Genomic DNA, 17,048 nt, shown 5'->3' on the forward strand with positions numbered 1-17,048 from the left:
TTGCCGGTGTGCGCTTATGCGCGCCGGCGGTGCTGTCATCCGCGTGACCGTCACACCAGCGGCCCGCCGGCACCCGGCGTTTGACCGCTTCGATGTGCAGCCCGCAACCGGCCCAGGTCGTCTTTCCGCAAGCGGAGCAACGCACGGCGTAGCACATGGACGTGGTCTCGGCTCGGGTTAAGCGTGGACGCGGGGCCGATGGAGCTCGCTGAACTGTGGTGTGAGCAAGAGGGACTTGACTGCCTCGAACACCGCCAGCGTCCGATCTGCGACGGGAACAGCAGTAAGGACCGGCCCGAAAGCCGTGTGACCGTCGACGGTGATCAGCGGACTGCCGCCCGTTTCGCCAAGCGCCTCTTGGCTCGCTTGGTGGCAGCGTGAGACCACCGCGTCGAGGCTGGTGTCGTAGATCGCGGCTGCGGTGGTACGCCGGGCCCCGACCGCCCGCAGAACGTGTTCCACAATTTCGTCGTCCAGGGCACGTGATCGATCGAAGTATTCGTCGCCAAAGGCGAAATACGCCGTGGCCATCGCGCCCTGGCCCAGCTCATCACGCAGAGCCGCCATCAGCCGGCCGACCCGTTGTGAGTCGTTCATGCGGGCTTGCTGTGGCGGTGCCAGCTCGCGTCCCTCGTTGAGGATCGCCAGATTCATCAGTTGCCAGTCGATGGCCAAGCCGGCCATCTCGGCGGCGGCTTTCAGCCAGCGTGCGGTGTTCCACGAGAAAGGACACACCGGGTCCAGCCACAGAGTAACCGTGCTTTGGGCGCGCTCAACGGGCCCCGCGTCAGTCATCGGCTGCCGCAACACAAATCGGGCCGGCCGCGCTGCCGATGGCGATAACGCCATCTCGATGTTTGTCCTGGCACATATCTCTGAGTACCATACCCCCTACCGTATATGTCGGCGCCGGGATCGGCAACGTCGGTTTTCGCCGGGTAGGGAATCTAAGCCGCCATTGTGACGAAAAGTAGCAATTCGCATCATCTTTCACGCGGTCAGCGGAGATCGCCGCCAGGAGGTCCGGGTGCCGGCGCGGCATCGCTGTATGTCCGTCGAGGGGCGAAGTCGGGTGCGGCCGCCGCCGGCCATCGGCCGCAAGCAGGGTGCCGGGTCCTGTTGTCAGGGCTACAGGCAATCTCGGTCTTGGTAATCCCCGCGGCGGTGCCGAATCCATGTGCGGTGACTTGTGGCGGCGTGCGTGTTCCACGATCGGCGGTTCCCCCAGCGCGGGCACGGTTCCTCACCCGGCCTACGCTTGACGCATGCAACGGATTATCGGGACGGAGGTCGAGTACGGCATTTCGTCGCCGTCCGATCCGACCGCCAACCCGATCCTTACTTCGACTCAGGCGGTTTTGGCCTACGCGGCCGCCGCCGGCATTCAGCGCGCCAAGCGCACCCGTTGGGATTACGAGGTGGAGTCGCCGCTGCGCGACGCCCGCGGCTTCGACCTGAGCCGCTCGGCTGGGCCGCCGCCGGTGGTCGACGCCGACGAGGTCGGCGCGGCAAACATGATCCTGACCAACGGGGCGCGGCTGTACGTCGACCACGCGCACCCCGAGTACTCCGCGCCCGAGTGCACCGACCCGCTGGACGCGGTGATCTGGGACAAGGCCGGGGAGCGGGTGATGGAGGCCGCCGCGCGCCACGTCGCCAGCGTGCCCGGCGCCGCCAAGCTGCAGCTCTACAAGAACAATGTCGACGGCAAGGGCGCCTCGTACGGATCGCACGAGAACTACCTGATGTCGCGGCAGACGCCGTTTTCGTCGATCATCGCCGGCCTGACGCCGTTTTTCGTGTCCCGGCAGGTCGTCACCGGCTCCGGCCGCGTCGGCATCGGTCCCTCGGGTGACGAGCCCGGCTTCCAGCTCTCCCAGCGCTCCGACTACATCGAGGTCGAGGTCGGGCTGGAGACCACGCTCAAGCGCGGCATCATCAACACCCGCGACGAACCGCACGCGGACGCCGACCGGTATCGCCGGCTGCACGTGATCATCGGCGACGCCAACCTCGCCGAGACGTCGACCTACCTGAAGCTGGGCACCACGGCCCTGGTCCTGGACCTGATCGAAGAAGGTCCGCAGCACGGCATCGACCTCAGCGATCTCGCGTTGGCCCGGCCGGTGCACGCGGTCCACGCGATCAGCCGGGATCCGTCGCTGCGGGTGGCCGTGGCCATGGCGGACGGCCGGGAGCTGACCGCGCTTGCGCTGCAACGGATCTACCTCGATCGGGTGGCCAAACTGGTCGACGGCCGCGACCCCGACCCGCGGGCTGCACACGTCGTCGAAACCTGGGCGCACGTCCTGGATCTGCTCGAGCGTGACCCGATGGAATGCGCGGAGCTGCTGGACTGGCCGGCGAAGCTGCGCCTGCTCGAGGGTTTCCGGCAGCGGGAGAACCTGAGCTGGTCGGCTCCGCGACTGCACCTGGTGGACCTGCAGTATTCCGATGTCCGGCTGGACAAGGGCCTGTACAACCGGCTGGTCGCGCGCGGCTCGATGAAGCGTCTGGTCAGCGAACACCAGGTGCTGGAGGCGGTGGACAACCCGCCGACCGACACCCGCGCGTACTTCCGGGGCGAATGCCTGCGCCGGTTCGGAGCCGACATCGCCGCGGCCAGTTGGGACTCGGTCATTTTCGATCTCGGTGGTGATTCGCTGGTGCGGATCCCGACGCTGGAGCCACTGCGGGGCAGCAAAGCGCACGTAGGAGCGCTGCTGGACTCCGTGGACAGCGCCGTCGAACTGGTTGAACAACTGACGAGCTGAGCCTCGTTACCCGAAGAAGAAGAGCGTTGACCGGTAGGGTAGAGATACCAACGGGCGGCTTAAGCGGCCAGTGAGCAAGCCCAGACAAAGCAGGAGGCGGCGATGGCGCAGGAGCAGACCAAGCGTGGCGGTGGCGGCGGCGACGAAGATGATGTCGTCGGCACTACCGCAGCTGGCCAAGAACGTCGCGAGAAACTGACCGAGGAAACCGACGATCTGCTCGACGAGATTGACGACGTCCTGGAGGAAAACGCCGAGGACTTCGTCCGCGCGTACGTCCAAAAGGGCGGACAGTGACCTGGCCTTTTCCCGATCGCCTGTCCACTAACTCGGCACTTCCCGGATTTTCTGCTGTAAATACGTCGTCTTTCGCCGACCTGTTGCGCCGTGAGGCGCCCGAATTGCTCCCGGCTGTGCTGGGTGGCGGCGGTGGCCAATCCGGTGGCGAGGCCGCGCATCTGCCGCACGGCACCACGATCGTGGCCCTGAAGTACCCCGGTGGCGTCCTGATCGCCGGTGACCGCCGTTCGACGCAGGGCAACATGATCGCCGGCCGCGACGTCAAGAAGGTCTACATCACCGACGATTACACCGCGACCGGCATCGCCGGCACCGCCGCCATCGCCGTCGAATTCGCCCGCCTCTACGCCGTCGAGCTCGAGCACTACGAGAAGCTGGAAGGCGTTCCGCTTACATTCGCCGGAAAGGTGAACCGGCTCGCGATCATGGTGCGCGGCAACCTGGCCGCCGCGATGCGGGGGTTGGTCGCCCTGCCGCTGCTGGCGGGTTACGACATCCACGCGGCCGACCCGGAAAGCGCCGGGCGCATAGTCTCGTTCGACGCTGCGGGCGGCTGGAACATCGAGGAAGAGGGTTACCAGTCGGTGGGGTCGGGATCGATCTTCGCGAAGTCCTCGATCAAGAAGCTGTATTCCCAAGTCTCCGACGCCGAGTCCGCGCTGCGGGTGGCCGTCGAGGCGTTGTACGACGCCGCCGACGACGATTCCGCGACCGGCGGGCCGGATCTGGTCCGCGGCATCTTCCCGACGGCGGTCACGATCGGCGCCGAAGGTGCGGCCGAAGTGACCGAGAGCCGCATCGCGGCGCTGGCCCGCGAGGTCATCCAAAGCCGCTCGCGTGCGGACACTTTCGGCCCGGACGGCGGTGAGAAGTGAGCTTTCCGTATTTCATCTCGCCCGAGCAGGCGATGCGTGAACGCAGCGAGCTCGCGCGCAAGGGCATCGCCCGGGGCCGCAGCGTGGTGGCGCTGGCCTACAGCGCCGGCGTGCTGTTCGTCGCGGAGAACCCGTCGCGGTCCCTGCAGAAGATCAGCGAACTCTACGACCGGGTGGGCTTCGCGGCCGCGGGCAAGTTCAACGAGTTCGACAACCTGCGGCGCGGCGGCATCCAGTTCGCCGACACCCGCGGCTACGCCTACGACCGCCGTGACGTCACCGGCCGGCAGCTGGCGAACGTCTACGCGCAGACGCTGGGCACCATCTTCACCGAGCAGGCCAAGCCCTACGAGGTGGAATTGTGCGTCGCCGAGGTCGCGCACTACGGCGAGACCAAACCGCCTGAGTTGTACCGGATCACCTACGACGGTTCCATCGCCGACGAGCCACACTTCGTCGTGATGGGCGGCACCACCGAGCCGATCACGACCGCGCTCAAGGAGTCCTACGCCGAAAACGCCGACCTACACGACGCTTTGGGCATCGCGTTGGAGGCGCTGCGGGCGGGCAGCTCCAACGGCGTCGACGAGCCTAGGTTGGATGTGGCTAGCCTCGAGGTCGCCATTCTGGACGCCAACCGGCCCCGGCGCGCGTTCCGGCGCATCGGCCGGACCACCCTGGAAAACCTCGTGCAGGAAGTGGATTCGAAGGGCTCGAAATCCGATTCTGAGCCGTCGGATTCCGAGGGCGAATCTTCGAATTGAACCCGCGGGCGCGGCTTGCTGACCGTCGCCCTGACACAACAAGTACCCTCGATGTTGTGCAGCGACGAATCATGGGCATCGAGACCGAGTTCGGTGTCACCTGCACGTTCCACGGTCATCGCCGTCTATCCCCGGACGAGGTAGCCCGCTACCTGTTCCGCCGGGTGGTGTCGTGGGGCCGCAGCTCCAACGTGTTCCTCCGCAACGGTGCTCGGCTGTACCTCGATGTGGGCAGCCACCCCGAGTACGCCACCGCCGAGTGCGACAGCCTGGTGCAGCTGGTCACCCACGACCGCGCCGGGGAATGGGTGCTGGAAGACCTGCTGATAGACGCCGAGCAGCGGCTCGCCGACGAGGGCATCGGCGGCGACATCTACCTGTTCAAGAACAACACCGACTCGGCGGGTAACTCCTATGGCTGCCACGAGAACTACCTGATCGTGCGGGCCGGCGAGTTCTCCCGGATCTCCGATGTGCTGCTGCCGTTCCTGGTCACCCGCCAGCTGATTTGCGGCGCGGGCAAGGTGCTGCAAACCCCCAAGGCCGCGACGTTCTGCCTCTCGCAGCGCGCCGAGCACATCTGGGAAGGCGTGTCGTCGGCCACCACTCGCAGCCGCCCGATCATCAACACCCGCGACGAGCCGCACGCCGACGCCGAGAAGTACCGGCGGCTGCACGTCATCGTCGGCGACTCCAACATGTGCGAGACCACCACGATGCTCAAGGTCGGCACCGCCGCGCTGGTGCTGGAGATGATCGAGTCAGGTGTGCCGTTCCGCGACTTCTCACTGGACAATCCGATCCGCGCGATCCGCGAGGTCAGCCACGACGTCACCGGCCGCCGCCCGGTGCGCCTGGCCGGGGGCCGTCAGGCCAGCGCGCTGGACATCCAGCGCGAGTACTACAGCCGCGCCGTCGAGCACCTGCAGACCCGCGAACCCAACGCGCAGATCGAGCAGGTCGTCGACCTGTGGGGCCGCCAGCTCGACGCCGCGGAAAGCCAGGACTTCGCCAAGGTCGACACCGAGATCGACTGGGTGATCAAGCGCAAGCTGTTCCAGCGGTATCAGGACCGCTACAACATGGAGCTGTCCGACCCCAAGATCGCCCAGCTGGATCTGGCGTACCACGACATCAAGCGTGGTCGCGGCGTGTTCGACCTGCTGCAACGCAAGGGCCTGGCGGCGCGGGCGACAACCGATGAGGAGATCGCCGAGGCGGTCGACAACCCGCCCCAGACGACTCGTGCGCGGCTGCGTGGCGAATTCATCAGCGCCGCCCAGGCGGCGGGCCGCGACTTCACCGTCGACTGGGTCCACCTCAAGCTCAACGACCAGGCGCAGCGCACCGTGCTGTGCAAGGACCCGTTCCGGGCGGTCGACGAGCGGGTGAAGCGCCTCATCGCCAGCATGTGACCGTCCTGTCTCAGCTGCGCTATCACGAGACTCCTGTGACCTGTGTGGCGTTGGCGAGTCGGTGCGCGCGCCGGGTGCGGGCCATCTAACCTGGAGCAAATGGCGACCTCGAAAGTCGAACGGTTGGTCAATCTCGTCATCGCCCTGCTGTCCACTCGTGGCTACATCACCGCGGAAAAGATCCGGTCCAGCGTGGCCGGCTATTCGGAAAGCCCAAGCCTCGAGGCCTTTTCCCGGATGTTCGAGCGCGACAAGAACGAGCTGCGCGACCTCGGCATCCCGCTCGAGGTCGGCCGCGTCTCGGCGTTGGACCCCGCCGAGGGCTACCGCATCAACCGCGACGCCTACTCGTTGCCCCCGGTCGAACTGACGCCGGATGAGGCGGCCGCGGTCGCCGTCGCCACCCAGCTCTGGGAATCACCCGAACTGATCACCGCGACCCAGGGCGCGCTGCTCAAGCTGCGCGCCGCCGGCGTCGACGCCGACCCCTTCGACGACGGGACCCCGGTGGCGATCGCCTCGCCGGAGGGCGTGCCGGGACTGCGCGGATCCGAGGACGTGCTCGGAATCCTGTTGTCCGCCATCGATTCTCGACAGGCCGTGCAGTTCCCGCACCGACCGTCGCGCGCCGAGCCGTACACCACGCGCACCGTCGAGCCGTGGGGCGTGGTCACCGAGAAGGGCCGCTGGTATCTCGTCGGCCACGACCGTGACCGCGACGCCACCCGCACCTTCCGGCTCTCCCGGATCGGCGTCGACGTCGAGCCGATCGGCCCCACCGGAGCGGTCACCGTCCCCGAGGGCGTCGACCTGCGCAAGATCGTCGCGCAGACCGTCACGGACGTTTCAGGGACCCCGACCGGCACGCAGGCCCTGGTGTGGGTCGCCGACGGGCGGGCCACCGCGTTGCGCCGGGCCGGACGGTCCACCGGTGCCCGGCAATTGGCCGGCCGCGACGGCGAGGTGATCGAGCTCGAGATCAGCTCCAGCGACCGGCTGGCCCGCGAAATCGCCGGATACGGGGTCGACGCCGTCGTACTCGAGCCGCGACCGCTGCGCGACGACGTCCTGGCCCGGCTGCGCGCCCACGCGGAGGTGGATGCGTGACTCCCGTGTCCACGCGCCTGGTGCGGCTGCTCAACATGGTGCCGTATTTCCAGGCCAACCCGCGGATCACCCGCGCCGAGGCCGCCGCGAAGCTGGGGGTGTCGGCCAAGCAGCTGGAGGAGGACCTCAACCAGCTGTGGATGTGCGGGCTTCCCGGCTACTTCCCGGGTGATCTCATCGACTTCGAGTTCTCCGGCGACACCATCGAGGTGACCTTCTCGGCGGGCATCGATCGCCCGCTCAAGCTCACCTCGCCGGAGGCCACCGGTCTGCTGGTCGCGCTGCGGGCGCTGGCCGACATCCCGGGTGTGGTCGATCCGGAGGCGGCCCGCAGCGCCATCGCCAAGATTGCCGCCGCGGCCGGGGCCGCCGGGCACCATGTCACGACCTCGGCGATCGACGAGCCGGCGCCGATCGAGAACCGGGCCGCGGCCGCCGTTCGAACGGCCGTGCAGTACAAACACGCGCTGGCCATCGACTACTACTCGGCCTCGCACGACACCCTGACCAGCCGGATCGTCGATCCGATCCGGGTGTTGCTGATCGGCGGACACAGCTATCTGGAGGCGTGGTCGCGCGAAGCCGAGGGCGTGCGGCTGTTCCGATTCGACCGGATCGTCGAGGCCACCGAGCTGGGCGAACCGGCGGCGCCACCGCAGCCGGTACTGCAGTCGCCGCCGGACACGTCGCTGTTCGACGGCGACCCGTCGCTGCCGTCGGCCAGGCTGCGGGTGGCGCCGTCAGCGTCGTGGATGTTCGAGTACTACCCGATGCGTGACGTGCGCGAGTTGCCCGATGGATCCTGTGAGGCGGTCATGACGTATGCCTCCGAGGACTGGATGACACGCCTGGTGCTGGGTTTCGGGCCGGACGTGCGGGTGGTCGAACCACAGTCACTTGCGCAGCGTGTACGGGGTGCCGCGGCGGCGGCCTTGGAGTCTTACCAGGCAGTGACGTCCTGACCCCACGGCGCGGACACGCCGGCACCAGGCCGCGCTGCGGTAGCATCGGGTGGACGTCTGGAGGTAATGAAAGTGGGCAGTCTCAGTCCGTGGCACTGGGCGATCCTCGCGGTCGTCGTGATCCTGCTGTTCGGTGCCAAGAAGCTCCCGGATGCAGCGCGTTCGCTGGGCAAGTCGATGCGAATCTTCAAGTCCGAGCTGCGCGAAATGCAGACGGAGAACAAGTCCGACGCGCCTTCCATCGAAACCCCGGCGCCGGCCCCTCAGCCCGTGCAGTCGCAACGCGTCGACCCGTCGACGGCGTCCGAGCAGGGCCACACCGAAGCGCGCCCCGCTTAGCGGGGCATCGGCCTCGTTGACCAAAACGGTGCCCGAGCGCCACTGACCGAGCGTCGTGAAAGCATTCAAGACTCCAGCGCGCACTGCTGCGCTCCTGAAGCATCTCAACCCGCGCAATAGGCGCAGTCGGACCAATCCCGACGCGACGATGTCGCTGGTCGACCATCTGACCGAACTACGCACCCGGCTGCTGATCTCGCTGGCCGCCATCCTGGTCACCACGATTTTCGGATTTATCTGGTATTCGCATCCGATCTTCGGGGCCGAAAGCCTGGGCGAGTGGCTACGCCACCCCTATTGCTCGCTGCCGCAGTCGGCGCGCGCGGACATCAGCGCCGACGGGCAGTGCCGGCTGCTGGCCACCGCGCCGTTCGACCAATTCATGCTGCGGCTCAAGGTCGGGATGACGGCCGGGATCGTAATGGCGTGCCCGGTGTGGTTTTACGAGCTGTGGGCGTTCATCACACCAGGGTTGTATCAAAAGGAACGCCGCTTCGCGATCGGGTTTGTGATCCCCGCCGCGCTGCTGTTCGTCGGCGGCGCCGTGCTGGCCTACTTCGTGCTCTCCCAGGCGCTGGGCTTCCTGCTGACCGTCGGCAGCGATGTTCAGGTGACGGCGCTGTCCGGCGACCGCTATTTCGGTTTCCTGATCAATCTGCTGCTGGTGTTCGGATTCAGCTTCGAATTCCCGCTGCTGATCGTGATGCTCAACATGGCTGGTGTGCTGCCTTACGAAAAGCTCAAGGCGTGGCGGCGCGGCCTGATCTTCGGGATGTTCGTGTTCGCGGCGGTGTTCACGCCCGGCTCCGACCCGTTTTCGATGACCGCGCTGGGGGTTGCGCTGTCGGTGTTGCAGGAGCTGGCCATTCAGATCGCCCGCGTCCACGACAAGCGAAAGGCCAAGCGCGAAGCCCAAAGCGCGATCCCCGACGACGAAGCGTCGGTCATCGAGCCGCCCGGGCCCATATCCGAGCCGCTGCCCGAGCCGTCGGTCAGTGCCGGGCAACACGACGACGTCACGTAGATGTCTGCGGCACCTGAGGGCGGCGTGACCGAGCTGACCGAGCTGCCTAGGTTCGCGGCGGAACTGCCGTTCGCGCTCGACGATTTCCAAACCCGGGCCTGCGCGGCGCTCGAACGCGGTCACGGCGTATTGGTTTGTGCCCCAACGGGTGCCGGCAAGACAGTGGTCGGCGAGTTCGCCGTCCATCTGGCGCTGGCCGCGGGCGGTAAGTGCTTCTACACCACCCCGATCAAGGCGCTGAGCAACCAGAAGCACACCGACCTGACGGCGCGCTACGGCCGCGACCGGATCGGGCTGTTGACCGGCGACGTGTCGCTAAACGCGGATGCGCCGGTGGTGGTGATGACGACCGAAGTGCTGCGCAATATGCTCTACGCCGATTCCGCTGCGCTGCAAGGACTTTCCCACGTGGTGATGGACGAGGTGCATTTCCTTGCCGACCGGATGCGGGGTCCGGTGTGGGAGGAGGTGATCCTGCATCTGCCCGAAGAGGTGCGCCTGGTGAGCCTGTCGGCGACGGTGAGCAACGCCGAGGAGTTCGGCGGCTGGATCCAGACCGTGCGCGGCGACACGACGGTGGTGGTTGACGAGCACCGGCCGGTGCCGCTGTGGCAACACGTTCTGGTCGGCCGGCGGCTGCTGGACCTGTTCGATTACGAGCACGAGAAACCGGCCGCCGATCGTCAACTCCGGGTGAATCCCGAACTGCTGCGCCATATTGCGCACCGCCGCGAGGCGGACCGGATGGGCGACTGGCGTGGCCCGCGCCGGCAGTCGGGACGGGGCAGGCCGGAGCGGCCGCGCTTCTACCGGCCGCCCGCGCGGCCCGACGTGATCGCGACGTTGGACTCCGAAGGGCTGTTGCCGGCGATCACGTTCGTGTTCTCTCGGGCCGGCTGCGACGCCGCGGTGCAGCAATGCCTGCGCTCACCGCTGCGGCTCACCAACGAGGAGGAACGTGCCCAGATTGCCGAGGTGATCGAGCACCGGTGCGGCGACCTCGCCGAAGGCGACCTCGCGGTGCTCGGCTATTACGAGTGGCGGGAGGGGCTGCTGCGCGGTTTGGCCGCCCACCACGCCGGGATGTTGCCGGCCTTCCGGCACACGGTCGAGGAGCTGTTCACCGCGGGGCTGGTCAAGGCGGTGTTCGCCACCGAGACCCTGGCGCTGGGCATCAATATGCCCGCCCGCACGGTGGTGCTCGAACGGCTGGTCAAGTTCAACGGCGAGGCGCATGTACCGCTGACGCCGGGGGAGTACACCCAGCTCACCGGGCGGGCCGGCCGGCGCGGCATCGACGTCGAGGGCCACGCGGTGGTGCTCTGGCACCCCGCCGAGGAGACCTCCGAGCCGTCCGCGGTGGCCGGGCTGGCGTCCACCCGGACGTTCCCGCTGAAGAGCTCGTTCGCGCCGTCGTACAACATGACGATCAACCTGGTGCAGCACATGGGCCCGGAGCAGGCGCATCAGCTGCTGGAGCAGTCGTTCGCGCAGTACCAGGCCGACCGGTCCGTCGTCGGGTTGGTGAAAGGCATCGACCGCGGCAAGCGGATGCAGGACGAGATCGCGGCCGAACTCGGTGGGCGCGACGCACCGATCCTGGAATACGCCCGGATGCGCGCGCGGATCACCGAGATGGAACGCGCGCAGTCCCGGGCGTCGCGGCTGCACCGGCGCCAGGCCGCCAACGACGCGCTGGCCGGGCTGCGCCGCGGCGACATCATCACGATCACCAACGGACGGCACAGCGGCCTGGCGGTGGTGCTGGAATCGGCGCGCGACGGGGACGACCCCCGGCCGCTGGTGCTGACCGAACACCGTTGGGCGGGGCGGATTTCGTCGGCCGACTACTCGGGTGCTTCGGCGCCGCTCGGGTCGATGCCGCTGCCCAAGCGGGTCGAACACCGTCAGCCGCGGGTGCGGCGCGATCTGGCGTCGGCGTTGCGCTCGGCCGCCGCCCCGCTGGACGTGCCGTCGCGCCGCCGCGTCGCGGATCCCGACGGCGGCTTCCACGACCCGGAGCTGACGTCGTTGCGGGAGGAGCTGCGCCGCCATCCGGCGCACAACAGCCCCGGCGTCGAGGCGCAGGTCCGCGAGGCCGAGCGATTCCTGCGCATCGAGCGCGACAACGCGCAGCTGGAAAAGAAGGTCGCCGCCGCCACCAACTCGCTGGCTCGCACGTTCGACCGGATCGTCGGGCTGCTGACCGAGCGCGGGTTCATCCAAGGCGCCGCGGGTGATCCGCGGGTCACCGACGACGGCCGGCTGCTGGCCCGGATCTACAGCGAGAGCGACCTGCTGGTCGCCGAGTGCCTGCGCACCGGCGCGTGGGCGGACTTGAAGCCGGCCGAGTTGGCCGCCGTCGTCTCGTCGGTGCTCTACGAAACTCGTGGCGGTGACGGTCCCAGCGCTCCGTTCGCCGCCGAGGCGCCCACGCCGCGATTGCGGCAGGCTTTGCAGCAGACAGCGAAGTTGTCGTTCGCGCTGCGCGCCGACGAGCAAACACATCGAATCGCGCCTAGCCGCGAACCCGATGACGGGTTTGTCACGGTGGTCTACCGCTGGGCCCGGACCGGTGACCTGGCCGCCTCGCTGGCCGCGGCCGACGCGAGCGGCAGCGGTTCGCCATTGTTGGCAGGGGATTTCGTACGGTGGTGCCGTCAGGTGCTCGACCTGTTGGACCAGGTTCGCAACGCCGCGCCGGATGCTGAGGTGCGGGCGACGGCAAAGCGCGCTATCAACGATGTTCGGCGCGGCGTCGTCGCAGTTGATGCCGGGTAGGCTGGCTCCGGGCTACCGTTACAGGGCCAGGACACAAGGCGATTGAGGAGAGATGATGAGCGGACCGCAGGGATCGGACCCGGGCCAGCAGTGGCAGCCGCCCGGCGAGGGTGGCGATCGCTCCCAGGAACCGACTCAGGTGGGTCAGGTGGGCTCGCCCTGGCAACAGCAGCAACCGCCCACCCAGGAAGGCACCTGGCAGGCGCCGGCGTACACGCCGCCCGCCGACTACCCGCAGTACCAGCAGCCGACTGAGCACGCCTACCAGCCGCCGTACTCCCAGCAACCGCAGCCGGGATACGGGCAACCCGAGCAGCAGTACGGCCAGTACGGCCAGCCGGGGCAATATGGCCAGCAGCCCGGCCAGTACGCGCAGCCCGGCCAATACGGTCAGCAGCCCGGCCAGTACGGCCAGCCGGGGCAATACGGTCAGCCCGGCCAATACGGTCAGCCCGCCCAGTATCCGCAGCAGTACCCGGGTCAGCCGCAGAAGAAGCGGTCGACGGGGCTGCTCCTCGGCGTGGGCGGGGCGATCGCCTTTCTGCTGATCGCGGTCGTGCTGGTGCTCGGTTTCTGGGAGCCCGGCTTTTTCGTCACGACCAAGCTGGACGTCAACAAGGCGCAGACCGGTGTGCAGCAGGTCCTGACCGATGAAACCAACGGCTACGGCGCCAAGAACGTCCAGAACGTCAAGTGCAACAACGGCGCCGACCCGACCGTGCAGAAGGGCGCCACCTTCGACTGCGCCGTGAGGATCGACGGTGCGCCGAAGAAGGTGACCGTGACCTTCCAGGACGACAAGGGCACCTACGAGGTCGGCCGGCCGCAGTAATTCACTGCGGCAGCGAGTCGAGTGCTTTCTGCAGGCGGGCGATCGAGGATCCGACGCCTAACTCCGTTGCGAGCGCTGCGGTGCGCTGCGGATCGGCAGCGACCAGCGGTAGCTCGTCGGTGGGCGTCGACAGCGTGATGGGCGCGTCGGTGGCCACCCGCACCACCTGACCGGCGGCCTCGATGTAGTCGGTCGCGCCCAGCAGTTTGGCCCGCAAACCCTTGGAGATCGTGGATTTCGGGTCGTGCGCGGCGACCAGAATCTGCTCCAGCGAGCCGTGTTGGGCCAGCAGGGTAGCGGCCGTCTTCTCGCCGACGCCCGGTACACCCGGCAGGCCGTCGGACGGGTCGCCGCGCAGCAGCGCGAGTTCGGCGTAGGCGGGGCCGGCCCGGTCGACCGGCACTCCGTACTGCTCGGCCACTTCCGGCGGGCCGAATAGGGTGGCCTTCGCCAGGCCGCGGCCCAGGTAGAGCACCCGGACCGGGACCGGATCGTCGGTCACCACCTGCAACAGGTCGCGGTCTCCGCTGACCACGACGACCGGGTCGTCGCGTTCCTGGGCGGCCAGTGTGCCCAGCACGTCGTCGGCCTCGAAACCCTCCGAACCGGCCGTCGAAATCCCGAACGCGTCTAGGAGCGCCATGATCATGTCGACCTGCGGCGACAGGTCGTCGGGCACTTCCTCGACGCCGGGGGTGCCTTCGGGTTCGGGCTCGGCCACCCGATGCGCCTTGTACGACGGAATCAGGTCAACCCGGAACTGCGGGCGCCAGTCCAGGTCGAGGCAGACCGCGAGCCTTTTCGGTCGCTGCTGGGTGATGACCGTTGCCATCGAGTCGATGAAGCCGCGGACGGCGTTGACGGGCCGGCCGTCCGGGGCGGTGATGGACGATGGCACCCCGAAATACGACCGGAACCACATGCTGGCGCCGTCGAGCAACAACACAGGTGCAGGCATGCGGCTATCCTGCCAGCGCGGTTAGCCTGGCTGCCATGGACTCTCACCGATTCGACGCCGAGGTCTACGCCCGTCGCCTGGCAGCGGCTGCTACGGCGACCGCTGAGGCCGGACTCGATGGCCTGGTGATCACCCCGGGATACGACCTGCGTTATCTCAGCGGGTCGCGTGCGCAGACGTTCGAGCGGTTGACCGCGCTAGTGGTGCCGGCGACCGGTGAACCGACTATCGTGGTGCCGCGGCTGGAGTTGGCTTCGCTGAAGGGGTCCGCCATTGCGGAATTGGGCTTGGCAGTGCGCGATTGGGTCGACGGCGACGACCCTTACCAGTTAGTCCTCGCGGCGTTGGGTGGTGGTCCGGTGGCGACGGCCGTCACCGATTCGATGCCGGCGCTGCACCTGTTGCCGCTGGCCGGAGTGCTGGGCGTGTCACCGGTATTGGCCACCGATATCCTGCGCATGCTGCGGATGGTCAAGGAGGAGTGCGAGATCGACGCGCTGCGCAAGGCCGGTTCGGCCATCGACCGGGTGCATGCGCGGGTGCCGGAGTTTTTGATCCCGGGTCGTACCGAGGCCGACGTTGCCGCCGATATCGCCGAAGCCATTGTCGCCGAAGGTCATTCGGATGTCTCGTTCATCATCGTGGGCTCCGGCCCGCATGGCGCCGACCCGCACCACAGCTATTCGGACCGCGAACTGCAGGCCGGCGACATCGTCGTCGTCGACATCGGGGGAGCCTACGAGCCCGGATATCATTCCGATTCGACGCGCACCTACAGCCTGGGCGAGCCTTCTTCTGAGGTGGCACAACAGTATTCGCTGCTGCAACAGGCCCAGCAGGCGGCGCTCGAGGCGGTTCGTCCGGGGGTGACTGCCGAGCAGGTCGACGCGGCCGCGCGCGATGTGCTGGCCGAGGCCGGGCTGGCGGAGTATTTCGTGCACCGCACCGGCCACGGTATCGGGCTCTCGGTGCATGAGGAGCCGTACATCGTCAGTGGCAATGATCTGCCGTTGACCGCGGGAATGGCCTTTTCGGTCGAACCGGGCATCTACTTTCCGGGTCGCTGGGGTGCGCGCATCGAAGACATCGTCGTCGTGACCGAGGACGGCGCGCTGCCCATGAACAACCGACCGCACGAGCTTGTCGTGGTGCCGGTCTCTTAGGAAGGTCGCACCGCCCGCAGGTCCGCGGAGTTGTGCGCCTCCATGTCGGTGAAGGTCGCGGCGGCCTGGTATGCCTTGCCGCCGACATCGGCCACCGTTTGCCCGTGGGCCTGAAGGTTTTTCACGTGCTTGCCGTGGGCTGCGCTGACCGCTTCGTGAAATTCCTCCGCCGCGACGAAGTTGCCGAACATTCCCGACATTAACGGCCCCCGCGACAGGCGATCAGCCGCGTCTTGAGCGTGCCCGCCGGCCCGGTGAGACTGGCTTCCCCCCGAGTGCAGTAATCCCGTGTCGACGTACATGGCCCCCAGTTCCTATTGGCTCATCGTCGTGCTGCAGGCCTGGAACCAGGCCAGGTGATAGTTCGCGGATGACTTGTCACCGGCCACCAGTGCGTCGATCGCGGCCAGCAGTTGCCAGTTGCCGACCTCGTGGAAGTCGACGTTTTCGGGATAGCTTTCCAAAACGCGGGTGCTGACCTCTTTGAGATGTGTTTGCAGGAGCTCGACCTCTTTTTCCAGCACTCCAGTGCCGCCGGTCGCGGCCTTGGCCAGGGTGTGGGCCAGTCTTGGTAGGCCATCGCGCCACTGGGTTGCCTGATTGAGTTCCCAACCTAGTTCGTCGATGTCGGGCAGACGCCGAGGACGTGGCGAGGTGGGGACCGGTTCGTCTTCCTCGGCAACGTGGTGGATCGGGGTGTAGCCGGCGGCAAGAGTGACTTCGCCGAGCAGGGTCTCGATATCGCCGCGACGGCGTTCGGGGGATAGCAGCGTGACCGCCGCCGGCAGATCGATCCCCGGTGGGATCCAGCCGCTGGCGAGATCGGTTGTCAACACAGTGGTTTCGTCGGGTCGGTCTCCGGCTGCCCAGGCCAGCCGGGGCTGCTGACGGGCGACGGCCGCGACTAGTCGCTCTAGCCGGGCGCGCTCGGTGGCGTTGGCCGATGCGGCTCCGGCGATCGCGCCGGTTGCGGTGGCAGCGACGGTCTCGGTGCCCAGACTTGACGGCGACGATGGCGGCGCCGGCGGGGGTGTTTGACGGACCATGGTGGGCCCAGCGGGGGTGCCTTGTCCGGCTGAGGGGTGCACGGGCGCCGAGCTTGCCATCGCCGACGGCGGTGAGCTTGATGGAAGGACTGGGGCGGAGGCCGCGGGGATGGTCGGCCTTATGTCGGAGGCGTACGCCGGCAATGGGCCCGCGGGTGCGGGTGCGGACGGAGCAGCTGCTGCCGATGGTCCCGCGACGACTTGCGGTGCCGGGGTCGCGTCGGGGGTGGCCGCGTGCGCGACCGGGGCGGGGGCGTCGTATGCCGGCGTGTTGACCGGGACGCTGCTCATGCCGGATGTTGGCGTCGTCGGCGGGGCTTGCGGTTCCGGGGGTTGAGCCGGCGGCATCGCGCCGGCCGTCGCCGAAACCGGTGTTCCTGCTTGCATTCCCTTGTCGAAGCTGTGCATCAAGTCGGCCGGTGTGACCGGCTGGACCGGGCTTGCCGGGGCGGTTGGGGCGCCGGTCAGGGGGGATACCGAGGACGCGGGCACACCCGCACTTGGCGCGCCACCGACTGAGGGCATGCCGGGGCGGGCGACTGACGGAGTGGCGGTCGGTATCGCGGGAGCGGAACCCAGTGCACCACCACCTTGGACTGGAGCCGCGCCCGTGGAATTTAATGCAGGCGGTACTCGACCTTGTAGCCCGGAGGCTGGTGGTTGTGCTGGGGGGAGGGTGGGGCCCCCCGGGTTGGACGCTGCGATTAC

Annotated in this window: 16 protein-coding genes; 12 read left to right on the forward strand and 4 right to left on the reverse strand. The window is 67.8% G+C overall.

Annotated elements, in window-relative coordinates; all coding sequences use genetic code 11:
* Window positions 1-177: 177 nt before the first annotated feature.
* Window positions 178-795 (reverse strand): mycothiol-dependent nitroreductase Rv2466c family protein, encoded by a 618-nt coding sequence (locus G6N54_RS01505; RefSeq protein WP_163788290.1) that lies wholly within the window; start codon window positions 793-795, stop codon window positions 178-180.
* A gap of 470 nt (window positions 796-1,265) precedes the next feature.
* Here G6N54_RS01505 and dop point away from each other — a divergent pair, with 470 nt between their 5' ends.
* The 11 genes from dop (at window position 1,266) to G6N54_RS01560 (ending at window position 13,173) form a co-directional block, all read left to right on the forward strand.
* Window positions 1,266-2,774, forward strand: coding sequence for a pup deamidase/depupylase (gene dop, locus G6N54_RS01510; RefSeq protein WP_163788291.1), 1,509 nt, complete (start codon window positions 1,266-1,268; stop codon window positions 2,772-2,774).
* A 102-nt stretch (window positions 2,775-2,876) separates the two neighbouring features.
* Complete coding sequence (locus G6N54_RS01515) at window positions 2,877-3,071, forward strand: ubiquitin-like protein Pup (RefSeq protein ID WP_085220395.1); 195 nt, start codon at window positions 2,877-2,879, stop codon at window positions 3,069-3,071.
* Entirely contained in the window at window positions 3,068-3,949 is an 882-nt protein-coding gene (gene prcB, locus G6N54_RS01520) for a proteasome subunit beta (RefSeq protein ID WP_163788292.1), read from the forward strand. The genes G6N54_RS01515 and prcB overlap by 4 nt, the downstream gene beginning before the upstream one ends.
* Window positions 3,946-4,713, forward strand: coding sequence for a proteasome subunit alpha (prcA, locus tag G6N54_RS01525; protein WP_163788293.1), 768 nt, complete (start codon window positions 3,946-3,948; stop codon window positions 4,711-4,713). The genes prcB and prcA overlap by 4 nt, the downstream gene beginning before the upstream one ends.
* Window positions 4,714-4,769: 56 nt before the next feature.
* On the forward strand, window positions 4,770-6,128 hold the full coding sequence (gene pafA / locus G6N54_RS01530; RefSeq protein WP_179969144.1) for a Pup--protein ligase: 1,359 nt from the start codon (window positions 4,770-4,772) through the stop codon (window positions 6,126-6,128).
* Window positions 6,129-6,227: 99 nt separating this feature from the next.
* On the forward strand, window positions 6,228-7,235 hold the full coding sequence (locus G6N54_RS01535) for a helix-turn-helix transcriptional regulator (RefSeq protein ID WP_163788294.1): 1,008 nt from the start codon (window positions 6,228-6,230) through the stop codon (window positions 7,233-7,235).
* Window positions 7,232-8,197: a helix-turn-helix transcriptional regulator gene (locus G6N54_RS01540; protein ID WP_163788295.1), complete on the forward strand. Its 966-nt coding sequence runs from the start codon at window positions 7,232-7,234 to the stop codon at window positions 8,195-8,197. The genes G6N54_RS01535 and G6N54_RS01540 overlap by 4 nt, the downstream gene beginning before the upstream one ends.
* Before the next feature lie 72 nt (window positions 8,198-8,269).
* Window positions 8,270-8,536: a Sec-independent protein translocase subunit TatA gene (tatA, locus tag G6N54_RS01545; RefSeq protein WP_163788296.1), complete on the forward strand. Its 267-nt coding sequence runs from the start codon at window positions 8,270-8,272 to the stop codon at window positions 8,534-8,536.
* Window positions 8,537-8,591: 55 nt separating this feature from the next.
* On the forward strand, window positions 8,592-9,560 hold the full coding sequence (tatC, locus tag G6N54_RS01550) for a twin-arginine translocase subunit TatC (protein ID WP_372513274.1): 969 nt from the start codon (window positions 8,592-8,594) through the stop codon (window positions 9,558-9,560).
* Between the two features lie 24 nt (window positions 9,561-9,584).
* Entirely contained in the window at window positions 9,585-12,341 is a 2,757-nt protein-coding gene (locus G6N54_RS01555) for a DEAD/DEAH box helicase (RefSeq protein WP_163794406.1), read from the forward strand.
* A 55-nt stretch (window positions 12,342-12,396) separates the two neighbouring features.
* Window positions 12,397-13,173 (forward strand): DUF4333 domain-containing protein, encoded by a 777-nt coding sequence (locus G6N54_RS01560; protein WP_163788297.1) that lies wholly within the window; start codon window positions 12,397-12,399, stop codon window positions 13,171-13,173.
* Between the two features lies 1 nt (window position 13,174).
* Here the strand turns inward: G6N54_RS01560 and G6N54_RS01565 are convergent, their stop codons facing one another.
* Window positions 13,175-14,131 carry a 5'-3' exonuclease gene (locus G6N54_RS01565; RefSeq protein WP_163788298.1) on the reverse strand — a complete coding sequence of 319 codons (957 nt, stop codon included), beginning with the start codon at window positions 14,129-14,131 and terminating at the stop codon, window positions 13,175-13,177.
* Window positions 14,132-14,166: 35 nt separating this feature from the next.
* Between G6N54_RS01565 and G6N54_RS01570 the strand changes: the two genes are divergently transcribed.
* Window positions 14,167-15,294 carry a M24 family metallopeptidase gene (locus G6N54_RS01570; protein WP_163788299.1) on the forward strand — a complete coding sequence of 376 codons (1,128 nt, stop codon included), beginning with the start codon at window positions 14,167-14,169 and terminating at the stop codon, window positions 15,292-15,294.
* Here G6N54_RS01570 and G6N54_RS01575 read toward each other — a convergent pair.
* Both G6N54_RS01575 and G6N54_RS01580 read right to left on the reverse strand, forming a co-directional pair.
* Entirely contained in the window at window positions 15,291-15,596 is a 306-nt protein-coding gene (locus G6N54_RS01575) for a DUF2563 family protein (RefSeq protein WP_163788300.1), read from the reverse strand. The two genes, G6N54_RS01570 and G6N54_RS01575, sit on opposite strands and share 4 nt — an antisense overlap.
* A 12-nt stretch (window positions 15,597-15,608) precedes the next feature.
* Window positions 15,609-16,631 carry a DUF5631 domain-containing protein gene (locus G6N54_RS01580; protein WP_163788301.1) on the reverse strand — a complete coding sequence of 341 codons (1,023 nt, stop codon included), beginning with the start codon at window positions 16,629-16,631 and terminating at the stop codon, window positions 15,609-15,611.
* Between the last annotated feature and the right edge of the window lie 417 nt (window positions 16,632-17,048).

Source organism: Mycobacterium stomatepiae (assembly GCF_010731715.1).
GTDB classification, from domain to species: Bacteria; Actinomycetota; Actinomycetes; order Mycobacteriales; family Mycobacteriaceae; genus Mycobacterium; species Mycobacterium stomatepiae.

Coding starts and splice junctions, on each gene's coding strand:
- G6N54_RS01505 (WP_163788290.1), bottom strand. CDS start 795: ATGACTGACGCGGGGCCCGTTGAGCGCGCCCAAAGCACGGTTACTCTG.
- dop (WP_163788291.1), top strand. CDS start 1,266: ATGCAACGGATTATCGGGACGGAGGTCGAGTACGGCATTTCGTCGCCG.
- G6N54_RS01515 (WP_085220395.1), top strand. CDS start 2,877: ATGGCGCAGGAGCAGACCAAGCGTGGCGGTGGCGGCGGCGACGAAGAT.
- G6N54_RS01535 (WP_163788294.1), top strand. CDS start 6,228: ATGGCGACCTCGAAAGTCGAACGGTTGGTCAATCTCGTCATCGCCCTG.
- G6N54_RS01560 (WP_163788297.1), top strand. CDS start 12,397: ATGAGCGGACCGCAGGGATCGGACCCGGGCCAGCAGTGGCAGCCGCCC.
- G6N54_RS01565 (WP_163788298.1), bottom strand. CDS start 14,131: ATGCCTGCACCTGTGTTGTTGCTCGACGGCGCCAGCATGTGGTTCCGG.
- G6N54_RS01570 (WP_163788299.1), top strand. CDS start 14,167: ATGGACTCTCACCGATTCGACGCCGAGGTCTACGCCCGTCGCCTGGCA.
- G6N54_RS01575 (WP_163788300.1), bottom strand. CDS start 15,596: ATGTACGTCGACACGGGATTACTGCACTCGGGGGGAAGCCAGTCTCAC.
- G6N54_RS01580 (WP_163788301.1), bottom strand. CDS start 16,631: ATGAGCAGCGTCCCGGTCAACACGCCGGCATACGACGCCCCCGCCCCG.